Below are 12,781 nucleotides of genomic sequence, written 5' to 3' on the forward strand. Positions count from 1 at the left end.
GGCACTCATCGCCCATGTGCAGCGCCTGCGCCAGCATTAAGCGCAGATCGATTTCACCGATGATCTTCATCGCATCACGCAGCATCGGGCCCTGTACGTCGCGCATCCAGTTCAGACGGTCAATCACGCTCTGGTCGTTGGCCCCCATGCGCAGGATCTTCGCCATCTGCTCGCTCATGTTGGTATAAGCGATGTTGCCGTAGGTTTTATTCTCGACGATATGCATAAACATGGAGGCCGAGGTGACGCCCGCCATCGACCCTACGCAGTCGTGTTCGTGGCACGGCGAGAAGGTAATTTCACCGGAAGCCGCCAGATCTGCGGCTTCATCGATATCCTTCGCCAGCCCTTCAAATACCAGCGCTCCGGTCACCGCGCCCTTCATCGCACCGCACATTTTCTCCCAGCTAACCGGCGGGCCCGCGTGGAGGATGGTTTTCGGCGTCATGCCCGGCACCACGTTGATCGCCTGATCAAAGCCAATCAGCACCGGATGCGACTGAATAATGCGCTCCAGCGCCTGCTGGTTGGCGGCAGCGATTTTCTCCGCCAGCGGGGAATCGGCGATGCTGTCCAGCGCATTCACTACCTGCATATTGCCCTGCCCCGGCGGCGTCCAGTCCAGTTGGGTGACGGCGACATGCTGTTTTTTCAGGTCATCGCTGAACATCGCGATACCCACGTTAATGACGTTCAGCGGTTGGGTAAACAGTGACTGGCTCATCAGGCTTCCTCCCCTTTGCAGATAAATTCACGCGCCAACAAACCGGTATTGGTGCTGCTGCTGGCGAGGATCACGCCCGCGTCGGTCAGCATTTGACGCTGTTTTTCCAGCGACGGCGTATCGAGATCGGTCCCCAGCACGTAGGCGAGGATCGCAAGCTCTCGCCCATCGGCGGCGGCGATCGCTTTCGCTTCTTTGATCGCCTCGATCGTTGAGCCAACCGGATCTTCATGCGATCCAAAGCCCAGCACGAAGTCCATCACGATCACACCCACTTGCGGATCGCGCGCTTCCTGAATCAGGCGGCTGATGCGGTTGGTCGGGTCGATCATCGGGTGCGGCTTACCGTTGGTGAAGTCGTCATCGCCAAAGTCGAGGAAGGTGTGCTTCACGCTGTGGTTGATGTCCGCCAGGCGGAAAGCCGGGTCAGGCTGAATATTGCTGTAGACGTCGCCGTGTTTTTCCATCACCGCGAACATGGTTTCGTCGCATAACGTGCCACCGCAGAACAGGCCGCGAATGTACTTCTGCTGCGGGGTCAAGCGTGAACGTACGTCAGCAATCAGCGCGTCGTTCAGAGGATGCAGGTCTAACGATTCTTTCTTCACACCACTCAGCAGCACCGCTTTCAGTGCCGCGTCTTTGGTGCCGCGAGCGAACTGTAAGCCCTGCTCGTCAGCCGGTGGCTCAGCCCGACCGAGGAAACAAACCACTACCGGTTTACGGCAGGCACGAGCACGTTCCAGTACTTTGTGCGCAACAGCCGGGGCCGGTGGCTTGGAGACTAGCGCGATAATCTCGGTTTCCGGATCGTTTTCCAGCATGCCAATCGCGTCGAGCATCATCAGCCCGCCAATCTTCTCGCTGAGATCGCGCCCACCGGTACCGATCAGCTGCGAAATACCGCCGCCAAAGTCATGAATACGCACGCTCAGCTCCTGGCTACCCGTACCGGAAGCACCGACAATGCCGATGTTGCCGCGACGTATCGCGTTGCCAAAGCACAGCGCCGCGCCGTTGATAATCGCGGTGCCGCAATCCGGCCCCATCATCAACAGCCCTTTTTCATGCGCCAGCTGTTTCAGTGCCAGTTCGTCTTCAATGGTGACGTTGTCGGAAAACAGCATCACGTTGAGGTCGTTTTGCAGCGCCTGACGCGCTTCGCGGGTGGCAAACATACCGTTGACGGAAATCACCGCCAGGTTGCTGCCTGCCACATGCTTTTTGGCGCTGGCAAGCGTGGCGTAGCGCGCTTCGTGCGAGCCGCTTTCCGCTTTTTTGGTGAACAGCTCTTCAATGGCCGCCAGCGTCTGCTCGTTGTCCGCGCCATCTTTGCCGTTGATGACAATCATCAGATCGCCGTTTTTTGCCTCATCCAGCTCAGCGGTTAACAGCCCGAGATTTTTCAGCACGCCCTTGTTCATCTCGGTGGCCATGGCCACGAACGCCTGCTCAACGCCGTCGAGCTTATTGGCACGCGTGGAAATAGACATCAGCGAGACCGAATCAAAATACGTATTCTTCTTAATCACTATTTTGACTGACATAACTCCCTCCATAGGCTTGGCTCAGCGCGCAGGCATCCGCCATGCCATAAAGCATGTCGCAGCCGGAACTGGAGCCAATATTTTTAATACTGGCGATAGTCTGGGTGGAAATATATTGCGGTTCATTAACCATGCCGTTAATAAACCCGAAAATCGTTTCGCGATAGCGCTGAGAAAAAGCGGCTTCCAGCGTAATCGCACTTAATAAAGTGGTATTGTCCCGCGCCACTCTTAGCGCGGAATAAAATGCATCGCGATATTTTTTTGCCGGGTGCCCGTCGATAAATAAAACGGTGCTTAACCCCACTAAATAATCATCCGCCGACGGCGTCAGGCCAATACCTAATCCCACCATATTGGCCACCGCCGAGGTTATTTCCCGGCCCTGCAATAACGCATTAAATAATGTTTTCCGCCGCTGCTGTAATGCCTCGGAGATAGCCTGATAAAACGGGTTATCGCCACGCCACAGGAACAGCGTCTGGTTATCCTGTAAATGTTGGTGTATCTCATCATGCCACCGCAGCCAGGGAATCTGCCGGAATCGTTCGGCGTTAAGCTGCGGTATCGTTGGCTGCCAGCGCTGGCAAGAGGCGGTATCCAGCCATTTATCCTCGCCAATCGTTATCCCTGTTGGGTGAAACTGAACCGCCTCACCTGGCCGGAACAGGCCGTCAAAGTGAGTGAGTGCTAATCTACAACTGTTCGGGGCGTTGTCGTACTCTTCGCACAATAGCGTCAGCAACCGCTGCTGTGCCGGGAGATAAAGGTTTACCGCCCGGGAAAAGACCTGTTCGACCCGACCAGAGCCACGTTCCGAAAGAAAGTGCTCGTCCGCAGTTAGCGCTTGCACACACCGCCGTATTGGGGTGTCGATAGCGCGTCTCCTCTGTTACGCTCCGGCGGCAATCAGCAGCTGGGCTATCTCCTGGTAACCCTTCTCCCGCGCCATTTCCAGCGGGGTTTTACCGTATTTATCGGTCATGTGCGGGCTGGCGCCATGCTCCAGCAACAGGCCGACAATCGTCTGCTGGGTTTCACCGCCGTCGTTGAGCACGATGGCCTCCAGCAGCGGCGTCCAGCCGACAAAGTTAGTGTGGTTGACGTTGATGTGAGTGCGATGCAATAGCTCTTTGACGATTTCAAGGTGCCCTTTTTCACAGGCGGGCGTTAGCCCCACGCCGCCAAAACGGGTTAAGCGATTTAAATCCGGGCGAGCCGGTAACAGTAAACGCAGCAGCGTTAAATCATTATTCAGACAGCTAATTAAAAAAGGGTTTAGACAGGTCTGGTCTTGTTTATTAATATCCGCACCGGCATCCAGTAAGGCCACCACGCAATCATATTTTTTATTCAAGCTTGCCAGCGTAATGGCGGTTTGCCCTTGACGATTACAGGCATTAATATCAACGCCCTGATGCAGGCAGGATTTTAATTTCGTCAGTTCGCCTTGTTGCGCAGCCAATAGATAGTCAGTAATCAGATTGTTGTTGGTCATAGCAAATCCCCTGATTTTTTGTGGCTGTTTTCGATGAAATGAGAATAGCAACGAAATAATCATAAAAGAACCCGCTTAAATTTTATTCGCCATAACCTGCCCGATTAGTGAATTTTATTTAACAATCGATACAGACTGTGCGGTAGTGCAATGTTTATTTCTTTGCCGCTATGCCCCTTAGCTCAATCGGGTTTTCTTTCTATATAGTTTCACTGCGTAACCACTACATGAGAGGAAACAACGATGAACGGACTCACCGCTACGGGCATTACCGTTGGAGTGTGTGCAGGTCTCTGGCAGATGGTGTCCTCGCAGGTTGGGCTGGCCCCAGGCTGGGAATTATTAGGTACGATTGGCTTTGTGGCGTTCTGCAGTTTTTACGCGGCAGGCGGCGGCAAAGCGGGCTTTGTGAAGAGCCTTTTTGTCAATTACTCCGGCGCCGTCTGGGCGTTTCTCGCCGCGGCAGCTTCCGGTTGGCTGGCATCGGTTAGCGGGCTGTCACCCTTCTGGGCGGGCGTTGTCATGACAGTGCCGTTCTCCGCCGTGGTGGTCTGGCAGGGCCGATTCTGGCTGACCTCGTTTATCCCCGGTGGCTTTCTTGGCATGACGCTGTTTTTCGCCACCGGGCTGAACTGGTGGGTCACACTGCTGGGTTTTCTGGCGGGAAACTGCGTCGGGATTATCTCAGAATATACCGGGCGAAAGCTGAGCGAAGCCACCTCGAAAGAGACCGCATAGACGGGTTTTAAAAGTTATTCAAAAATGATTGCCCAACAATCAGTTCAACCAATACATTCATCTCATTAAAGAGGCCCAATAAATAGCGGAACCGAGGAGCGGGTGAATGAACTCAATTTTTACGGAAGAGAATCTGCTGGCATTCACCACCGCCGCACGTTTTGGCAGTTTCAGCAAGGCGGCGGAGGAGTTGGGCCTCACCACCTCCGCCATCAGCTATACCATCAAGCGCATGGAGGCAGGGCTTGACGTGGTGCTGTTTACCCGCAGCACCCGCAGCATTGAGTTGACCGAATCCGGACGCTATTTTTTCCGTAAAGCCAGCGATCTACTGAACGATTTCCACGCCATCAAGCGCAGCATCGACACCATTTCCCAGGGCATTGAAGCGCGGGTCCGCATCTGCATTAACCAGCTGCTCTATACGCCCAAACATACCGCCCGACTGCTGCAGGTGCTGAAAAAGCAGTTTCCTACCTGCCAGATAACAGTCACCACCGAGGTATACAACGGCGTCTGGGATTCCATTATTAATAATCAGGCCAGCATCGCTATTGGCGCGCCGGATACCCTGCTGGATGGCGGCGGCATCGACTATACCGAGATTGGCGCGATTCGCTGGGCCTTTGCCATCGCGCCCACGCATCCGCTCGCGTTTATGCCGGAGCCGATTGCGGAAAGCCAGCTACGCCTGTACCCCAACATCATGGTTGAGGACACGGCGCATACGATCAATAAAAAGGTCGGCTGGCTGCTGCATGGCCAGGAGTCGATTCTGGTGCCGGATTTCAACACCAAATGCCAGTGCCAGATTCTCGGTGAAGGTATCGGTTTCCTGCCCGATTACATGGTGCGCGAAGCCGCGGAGAATTCGCTGCTGGTCACCCGGCAGATCAACAACCCGCGCCAGGACTCCCGCATGCTGCTGGCAACGCAGCATTCAGCCAATGGGCAGGTCACCCAGTGGATTAAGCGAGAGTTTGGCCCGCAGGGCGTGCTAACCGGGATCTATGCCGATTTACTGCATCGCGAAAGATAGCGCCTAACGAGAGGCCAGTCGCTTCAGCCAGCTCACCAATTTCCACACCTGGGTCGAATGCGACCCCTTAAGCAACACGATATCGCCATCCTGAATGTCCTTGAGATAGGCGTCTTTAAACGCCTCCACGTCGGCCAACAAAATGTAGTGCTTATGCGCAGAAAACATGTCAGCACAGGCGACGTACTGCTGGCCAATCAGGTAAATGGTATCAATCTGGCTTTGATTAATACCGTCAATCAGCGCGCGGTAATAGCGTTCATATTCATCTCCCAGCTCGGCCATTTCTCCCAGCACCAGCACTTTTCGCCCCGGCGAAATTGACGCACTAAGCTGAGAAACCGCCATCATCATCGAGCCAGGGTTGGCGTTGTAGGCATCATCAATCACCGTCAGCGGGTGTCCGTCCACGCTAAGATGGTTGATTTCCCCTCGCCCCGGCAGCGCCTGGAAGCGCGTCAGCCTGGCCAGCGCGGCCTCAGGGGAATAGCCCAGCGCCGACACAACGGCCAGCGTGGCGACGCTGTTGAGCGCCATGTGCAGGCCTTCCGCCTGCATCGTATAGCTGAGGGACTGACCAAAAATCTCCGCCTTAACACCGTTCGTCGCCGCGTCGTACGCTAACAGGCGGCAATCACAGACTTCCTGTTGACCATAGGTGACTATCCGTAACCCCTGCTTCACCGCTGCCGCATAAATGCAGTCCCATTCCTGCATATCACGGTTGAGCACAGCCACATCGCCAGGTTTCATGCCCAGAAAAATCATCGCTTTGGTGCGCGCAATATCGCGTAGCGACTGGTTTTCTTTCAGATGAACCGCCTGAATATTCGTCACAACAGCGACGTTTGGCCGTGCCATCCGCGTACTGATATCCATACGGCCAATGGCGATTTCCAGCACCACCTGCGGGGTATCCCACGGCATCGAAGCAATATTCCACGCGACGCCGCGCGGCAGGTTGGCATTTTGCGCGCTGCCGAGTGCCGGCCCCCACTCCGCCAGCGCCGCGGTGAGCATGGCGACGCAAGTGGTTTTCCCGGCGCTTCCTGTAACGCCTATCACGTTGCCGAGCATTTTGTTACGGGCATATCGCCCCATATTCAACAATGCTTCGTTCCGGTCCTCGACCAGATAAACGGGAATATTGCTCCCGGTAACCCGTTCTGCATCATCGACAATAAGCGCAGCGGGTGGATACGGAAGTTTATCGAGTCGCTCTGCTAGCACGCCGCCATCTTCATTTTCTGCACGCACACAAACCATATTGCCGGGCTGCATGGCGGGTGAAAAAATCGATACCCCCGTCGCGCACCAGTCTTCCGGCGGAGGGGTTAGCCAACGACCAGGCGCGGCTTGCATTAAAGATTCAACTGTCCAGCAGGCCCCTGCCAAAAATCCTTTTTCTTTTTTCTGACTCATTTTTTCTCCTGAAAAATTGAATGCTGATGCAGCCGAGCCTGCAATGGTACGGACGGGATTATTCAACTATTTAGCCGCCAAATTATTTGATCCCGATAGGGTAATTTTCTATTCTCAGGGCAATATAGTAGAAATGTAGAATACATAAATCGCAATACGTAATGCTATTTTGATGCGATTCATCTCAGACAGGGTGTCACCACATGACAAGGAGCTTCAATGTCACTGAGCCAATTACTTGCGCATGTGCGCCCCGGACTCGATACGCTTAATGCTGCTGCGCAGCCTGCGCCCTTTCCTGCCTACATCCTGTTTCTCAGCGCATGTAGCGGTCAGGAACGCGCTTATACGGCCTATGCCTGCGGCAGCACATTGGAGGAAGCCTGGCAATGTGCCGTGGACGATTTACAGCGCTGGGAGCAGCAACAGTCTGCGCCGCTTATCTGGCTGCGCGCCGATGTGGTCGATAAAATCCAGACCCTGCGCTGGGATGCGCTGCAAGAGAAACTGGAGAAGACCAAGCGTAACTATTTCCGCTTTGGTCTGAGCTTTACGCCCGACTTCCAAAGGCCGATACTCGAGCAGGAAATTAACGCTAACGCCCTGCTGTATCACAGTAAAGAGGGCATCGCGACGCCCAATACGCCTAATTTATCGCATTTCTCTCGTTGGCGCTTCGGCTGCGAATTGCGCTGGCCAGAGAATCCCGAGCAGCTGATCTGGCGCTTTACGACCCGCAGCGTGTTTTGCGACGGCGAGCAAGTCTACCCCATTGAATCCAAAGGCCGAAACTCCGGTTACCGCCAACTCCATCACTGGCAAGAAGAAACGCTCGACCCGATGATCGTTTCTGCCACCGATTATCTGGCACGCCAGGTGAAAAACTCGGGCCGCTATCACTATGGCTGGTTCCCCTGTTTCGATCGCGCCATCCCCACTTACAATGCGCTGCGTCACGCCAGCTCCACCTACGCGCTATTGGAAGGCTGGGAAGTGACGCAGGAGCCCGCGCACTTTGCCGCCATTGAACGCGCACTTGGCGACCTGTCGAACGAGCTTATCGAAACGCGCCGTCTGCCCGACGGCAGCGACGCCGATTTTCTTATCGACACTGGCGGCGAAATTAAGCTCGGCGGGAATGCAGTTTGTATACTGGCGATGGCCAAATACACCGAACTCACCGGCGACCAACGCTATCTGCCACAGATGCAGCGTCTGGCAAACGGCATCGGCTTTATGCAAAAAACCGATACCGGCGGCTTTAACCACGTACTGAACGCCGCCGATCTGTCGCTGAAGGCCGAACACCGAATTATCTATTACGACGGCGAGGCGGCATTCGCGCTGATGCGTTTGTACGGGCTGACCAAAACGCCGCGCTGGCTGGAAATCGTTGAACGCGCGATGGATCACTTTATCGCGCAGAAGCACTGGCAGGCTCACGACCACTGGCTAAGCTACTGTGTAAACGAGTTAACGCTGTACCGTCCGCTTGAGCGTTATTATCAGTTTGGCCTGGACAACGTGCGCGATCACCTGGACTTCGTGATCAACCGGGTCACCACCTACCCGACGCTGCTCGAACTGATGATGGCGGCGTCGCGCATGCTAAGCCGTCTGGCCACTTCCGAGCATCGTCACCTGCTGGACGGGTTCGATCTGGAGAAGTTCAACCTGGCGCTGGAGACGCGGGCGCGGTACCTCGCGAACGGTTTTTTCTGGCCGGAACTGGCAATGTTCTTCAAAAATCCGCCCCGGATCGTGGGCAGTTTTTTCATTCGTCACCACAGTTTCCGGGTGCGCATTGATGATGTCGAACACTACCTTTCCGGCTATGTTGCTTACCGAAAACACTGGCGTCATCAGCATGACAAGACGACATAATCCCTTAATGATGAGCGTTTGCTGAATGAAGCGCCTGCGGGATATCGTACGTCCATTTATCTGGAAACGCTGGCTATCGTTGTTTCTGGCGCTGCTGCTATTGGTGCCGCCCGAACTGGGCGCGGGATGGAATTTCAATACCATCAACGAGCGGACGCAACGGCTATATGGCCCCGCGACGCCCACCGCCCAGCGCAATATTGATGCCTGGGAGGCGTTGCTTAAACAGCCGACGCAGGGCAACATTCAGGCCACCCTGAACCGCGTGAACCAATTTTTTAATTCGCGCATCCGCTTTGTGGACGATATAACGGTGTGGGGGCAAGAGGATTATTGGGCGACCCCGGTGGAAGCCTTACGTAAAGGCGCGGGAGATTGCGAAGACTACGCGCTGGCCAAATATTTTACCCTACGTGAATTAGGTGTTCCGGCAAGCCAGCTGCGAATCACCTACGTTAAAGCATTACAATTAAATCAGGCACATATGGTTGTGACATGGTATTCGACGCCGGACGCTATTCCGCTGGTCCTCGATAACCTGAAGCCCGCCATATTACCCGCCACCGCCCGCAGCGATCTGCTCCCTGTTTATTCCTTTAATGGGGAAGGTTTATGGATCCCGCAGGCCAGCGGCAGCAAGCGCGTTGGCGACAGTAAACGACTTTCACGTTGGCAGGATCTTCTCACCAGGATGCGTGCAGAAGGGTTTGTAATTAATGAATAGGAAGCGGTCATGTCCCTTTATAAACAGCTACTGATTGGCATCTGCCTGTTTACGCTGACGATATTCTGCGGCAACTTTTTCGCCACGCTGGAAAGCTCGCGCGAGCAGTATCACAACCAGCTGAGTGCGCATGCCCAGGATGCCGCCACGGCGCTCGGCCTCTCGTTGACCGCGCATATCGATGACCCGGTCATGACCGAGCTGATGGTGAACTCCATTTTCGACAGCGGCTACTTCTACCGCATTCAGGTCGTGGATATCAAAACCGGCAAGCCCATTATTGAGCGTCAGAACATCCCGCCCAGCGCCAACGTGCCTGGCTGGTTTGCCCGCATCGTGCACCTGAACCCCGGCCAGGGCGAAGCTATCGTCATGCGCGGCTGGACGCAGGCCGCGCGCGTGGAGGTGGTTAGCCACCCGATGTTTGCGCTGTCGCGCCTGTGGAGCAGTCTGGTCGCCAGCTTCCTGTGGCTAACCGGCTGTAGCGTGTTGTGTATCCTGGGCGCGATGTTCCTGTTGCGCCACCGTCTGCGCCCGCTGAACTACATCGTCGAACAAGCTACCGCCATCAGCCGCCGCGAGTTCCTGAGCCTGCCAGCACTGCCGAAAACGCCGGAGCTGCGTCGGGTTGTCGAAGCCACCAACATGATGGTTACCCAACTGAAGGCGCTGTTTAGCGAGCAGGCTCAGCGCACCGAGGCGCTGCGGCAGGAAGCCTATAACGACAGCCTCACCGGCCTGAACAACCGTCGCGCTTTCGACATCAAATTCCAGACCCGCCTGAGCGATGAAGACCACGCCGACGGCAACCTGATCCTCCTGCGCGTGCAGGATCTGATGGGCCTCAACCAGCGCCTTGGCGGCGCCAACACCGATAAACTGCTTAAAGCGGTTGCCGATATCCTCAGCAGCCTCCAGCAGCGCTACTTCCATAGTGAAGGTTTTGTCGCCCGCGTACGCGGTGGCGAGTTCGCCATTATCACCGCCCCCGTTCTTCCGACGGAGATGGAGAGCTTCGCTAACTCACTGAACACACAGCTCAAAGCGTTGTATGAAACAGGCCTGAGCGACGTCAACCCGGTGGCGCATTTTGCCGAAGTTGCTTTCCACTATGGTGACACGCCACAGAACCTGCTGCGTCAGGCGGACCAGATCCTGGTGGCCGCCGAAGCCGATATGCGCACCTTCGTCGACCCGGCATTGGCCGCGCAGCCAACGCCGGATGAGGACCATCACCACTGGCATCAGCGCCTGACGGAGATTCTGGATAAGGAAGCGTTTGAGCTTTATTCGCAGCCCGTGTACGAGTGCAATAGCAAACACGTTGTTCTCCATCGTAAAATTCTGGCGCGTATTAAAACCACCGATGGCGAAATTATCCCAGCAGGCCGTTTCATCCCGTGGGTTCGCCGCCTGGCTCTGGGCCGCCGTATGGACGTCGTCATGCTCAAACAGACGCTGCGCGCGATGGAAAGCACCACCCACGCTTTTGCACTCAGTATTAGCGGTGAAAGCGTCGCGGACGACGAGGGGTTGAACGCCCTGCTCCAGCCGCTGAAAGCGGCGCGCCACCTGGCATCGCGACTGACGCTCGAGCTGGATGAGAACGAACTACCGGAGCCAGAACGTGTCACCGTGCTGGTGAAAAAACTACAGGAATTGGGCTGCGGTCTGGGCATTCAACACTTTGGCGGTCGCTTCCACCTGATTGGTAACCTGCCACAGTGGGGGCTGGCGTGGATTAAGGTCGACGGCGGCTATATTCACCACATCAATGAAGAAGAAGATAAAAAACTCTTTATAGAGGCGATTTACTGGGCGACACGCCAGATCAATGTCCCCCTTATCGCTGAACGAGTGGAAACCGAAGGCGAGCTGGCCGTGCTGGAAAAAATTGGCCTGTATGGCGCAATGGGCCGCTATTTTAGCGATGCCAGCACACTACAATAATTTTCAGGAGAGCAGCCATGCATTTTATTGAGCGCGATGGTGAAGGACGGATCGTTCGGGTTGAAGCCGCGGAATTCAGCGGGATGACTGAGCAAAGTGCGGAGACAACCGCAGAGATTAGCGAGTGGTTGAAGGTGGAAAACCTTCGCGCGGCCACGCTACAAAGACTGCAACAGAGCGACCTGGAAATGGTTCGCGTACTGGAAGATCTCATTGAAGTACTGATGAGCAAAGGGGTTATCAGCATTACCGACCTGCCGCCAGCGGCACAAAATAAGCTGTTAAATCGTGCCCAGGCGCGACAGGCGCTGAGCGGATTGGAAGGTCTGATCGGCGATGACGAAGAAAGGTTGATATAACCCAATAATAAAGCTGATTATTTAAGGTGCATGAATAATGTGCCTTAAATATCATTAGTGCTCTAACGATCGTTATTCCCCCTATTTTTAGCAGCCGCTAGCCATTCTGGCGGATTAAAACAACCTTAAAATCAAAGAATAAATTCTCACTTCGTCATATTCTTGGCTTAAGATACGACTTATCGCCGATCCCGGGTGCATTGCAGCGTTCGAAATATCAGCACCATTAATCAATCTAACGGCAATCACCTCTTAGATCCGCGATAACATAACGATAAAAATATTCCAGCGGAAACGGAAAACACCGCGCAAGACCAATGGGAGAGCAAGATGAACGGTATAGCCGGCACAATTAAAGCGATTATCGGTCAGGTCTTCGCAATTTCACCTGACGGAACCCGGCGCCTGCTCGTTGAGGGCGATAAACTCCTCGCCGGCGAGCAAATTGAAACCGGCGCCAACGGTGCCGTCACCCTCGCTCTCCCTGACGGGAAAACGTTAGATCTCGGCCGCGACAGCCACTGGGATGGCGGCCACGGCATCGCCACCACACCTGACGCAACCGACACCACGGATATTGCCGCCATTCAGCAGGCGATTGCGGATGGTCAGGACCCGACACAAATTCTTGAGGCCACCGCCGCAGGCCCACAAACCACGACCGGCAGTGGCGAGCCCGGCGCAGGCGGTGCCCATACTCACGTTATCCTGGATCTCACCGGCGAAAGAGTCGACCCTACAGCCGGATATCCGACTGAAGGTCTCGATTTCCCCAATACGCCGATAGAAGAGGAACTGACTGTTCTGGATCGATCGGATGCTGAGGATGAGGGTGATTCGGACGCCGATAGCGATTCGGATTCTGACAGTGACTCCGACTCGGACAGCGATTCGGA

Annotated in this window: 12 protein-coding genes; 7 read left to right on the forward strand and 5 right to left on the reverse strand. The window is 55.2% G+C overall.

Translation table 11 applies throughout. The features are described 5' to 3' along the window. The 4 genes from ACW14G_RS20305 to ACW14G_RS20320 all read right to left on the reverse strand — a co-directional run. The coding region (locus tag ACW14G_RS20305; protein WP_455648743.1) for an oxamate carbamoyltransferase subunit AllG family protein at positions 1 to 724 on the reverse strand (724 nt) is incomplete at its 3' end. Then, a complete protein-coding gene (fdrA, locus tag ACW14G_RS20310) occupies positions 724 to 2,271 on the reverse strand; it encodes an acyl-CoA synthetase FdrA (protein ID WP_419057351.1) in 1,548 nt (515 codons plus the stop codon). The genes ACW14G_RS20305 and fdrA, both read right to left, overlap by 1 nt. After that, a complete protein-coding gene (locus ACW14G_RS20315; RefSeq protein WP_419057350.1) occupies positions 2,249 to 3,124 on the reverse strand; it encodes a DUF2877 domain-containing protein in 876 nt (291 codons plus the stop codon). Before ACW14G_RS20315 ends, fdrA begins: the two co-directional genes overlap by 23 nt. A gap of 39 nt (positions 3,125 to 3,163) precedes the next feature. Then, positions 3,164 to 3,769: an ankyrin repeat domain-containing protein gene (locus ACW14G_RS20320; RefSeq protein ID WP_419057349.1), complete on the reverse strand. Its 606-nt coding sequence runs from the start codon at positions 3,767 to 3,769 to the stop codon at positions 3,164 to 3,166. Positions 3,770 to 4,012: 243 nt separating this feature from the next. On the opposite strand from ACW14G_RS20320, the gene ACW14G_RS20325 reads away from it, so the two are divergent. Both ACW14G_RS20325 and ACW14G_RS20330 read left to right on the forward strand, forming a co-directional pair. Further along, positions 4,013 to 4,507 (forward strand): DUF1097 domain-containing protein, encoded by a 495-nt coding sequence (locus ACW14G_RS20325; protein ID WP_419057348.1) that lies wholly within the window; start codon positions 4,013 to 4,015, stop codon positions 4,505 to 4,507. 106 nt (positions 4,508 to 4,613) lie between these two features. Next, a complete protein-coding gene (locus tag ACW14G_RS20330; RefSeq protein WP_419057347.1) occupies positions 4,614 to 5,546 on the forward strand; it encodes a LysR substrate-binding domain-containing protein in 933 nt (310 codons plus the stop codon). Positions 5,547 to 5,549: 3 nt separating this feature from the next. Here the strand turns inward: ACW14G_RS20330 and ACW14G_RS20335 are convergent, their stop codons facing one another. Beyond that, positions 5,550 to 6,968, reverse strand: a complete 1,419-nt coding sequence (locus tag ACW14G_RS20335; protein WP_455648744.1) for a UDP-N-acetylmuramoyl-tripeptide--D-alanyl-D-alanine ligase — start codon at positions 6,966 to 6,968, stop codon at positions 5,550 to 5,552. 219 nt (positions 6,969 to 7,187) lie between these two features. Here ACW14G_RS20335 and ACW14G_RS20340 point away from each other — a divergent pair, with 219 nt between their 5' ends. From ACW14G_RS20340 to ACW14G_RS20360, 5 genes are all read left to right on the forward strand, one after another. Then, the gene (locus ACW14G_RS20340) at positions 7,188 to 8,852 is read left to right on the forward strand and encodes a glycoside hydrolase family 88 protein (RefSeq protein WP_419057345.1); all 1,665 of its coding nucleotides are present in this window, start codon (positions 7,188 to 7,190) and stop codon (positions 8,850 to 8,852) included. A gap of 25 nt (positions 8,853 to 8,877) precedes the next feature. Next, complete coding sequence (gene lapG, locus ACW14G_RS20345; protein ID WP_163448677.1) at positions 8,878 to 9,576, forward strand: cysteine protease LapG; 699 nt, start codon at positions 8,878 to 8,880, stop codon at positions 9,574 to 9,576. 9 nt (positions 9,577 to 9,585) lie between these two features. Further along, positions 9,586 to 11,526 (forward strand): cyclic di-GMP receptor LapD, encoded by a 1,941-nt coding sequence (lapD, locus tag ACW14G_RS20350; RefSeq protein WP_167577083.1) that lies wholly within the window; start codon positions 9,586 to 9,588, stop codon positions 11,524 to 11,526. A gap of 17 nt (positions 11,527 to 11,543) precedes the next feature. Next, positions 11,544 to 11,885, forward strand: coding sequence for a tryptophan synthase subunit beta (locus tag ACW14G_RS20355; protein WP_163448675.1), 342 nt, complete (start codon positions 11,544 to 11,546; stop codon positions 11,883 to 11,885). Between the two features lie 330 nt (positions 11,886 to 12,215). Then, positions 12,216 to 12,781, forward strand: a 566-nt coding sequence (locus ACW14G_RS20360; RefSeq protein ID WP_455648745.1) for a retention module-containing protein, incomplete at its 3' end; no start/stop codon positions are given.

The sequence above is a fragment of the Kluyvera sp. genome (assembly GCF_965301105.1).

What these genes read in the sequence shown, in the direction of transcription:
- fdrA (WP_419057351.1), bottom strand. Translation starts at nt 2,271, where the DNA reads ATGTCAGTCAAAATAGTGATTAAGAAGAATACGTATTTTGATTCGGTC.
- ACW14G_RS20320 (WP_419057349.1), bottom strand. Translation starts at nt 3,769, where the DNA reads ATGACCAACAACAATCTGATTACTGACTATCTATTGGCTGCGCAACAA.
- ACW14G_RS20325 (WP_419057348.1), top strand. Translation starts at nt 4,013, where the DNA reads ATGAACGGACTCACCGCTACGGGCATTACCGTTGGAGTGTGTGCAGGT.
- ACW14G_RS20330 (WP_419057347.1), top strand. Translation starts at nt 4,614, where the DNA reads ATGAACTCAATTTTTACGGAAGAGAATCTGCTGGCATTCACCACCGCC.
- ACW14G_RS20335 (WP_455648744.1), bottom strand. Translation starts at nt 6,968, where the DNA reads ATGAGTCAGAAAAAAGAAAAAGGATTTTTGGCAGGGGCCTGCTGGACA.
- ACW14G_RS20340 (WP_419057345.1), top strand. Translation starts at nt 7,188, where the DNA reads ATGTCACTGAGCCAATTACTTGCGCATGTGCGCCCCGGACTCGATACG.
- lapG (WP_163448677.1), top strand. Translation starts at nt 8,878, where the DNA reads ATGAAGCGCCTGCGGGATATCGTACGTCCATTTATCTGGAAACGCTGG.
- lapD (WP_167577083.1), top strand. Translation starts at nt 9,586, where the DNA reads ATGTCCCTTTATAAACAGCTACTGATTGGCATCTGCCTGTTTACGCTG.
- ACW14G_RS20355 (WP_163448675.1), top strand. Translation starts at nt 11,544, where the DNA reads ATGCATTTTATTGAGCGCGATGGTGAAGGACGGATCGTTCGGGTTGAA.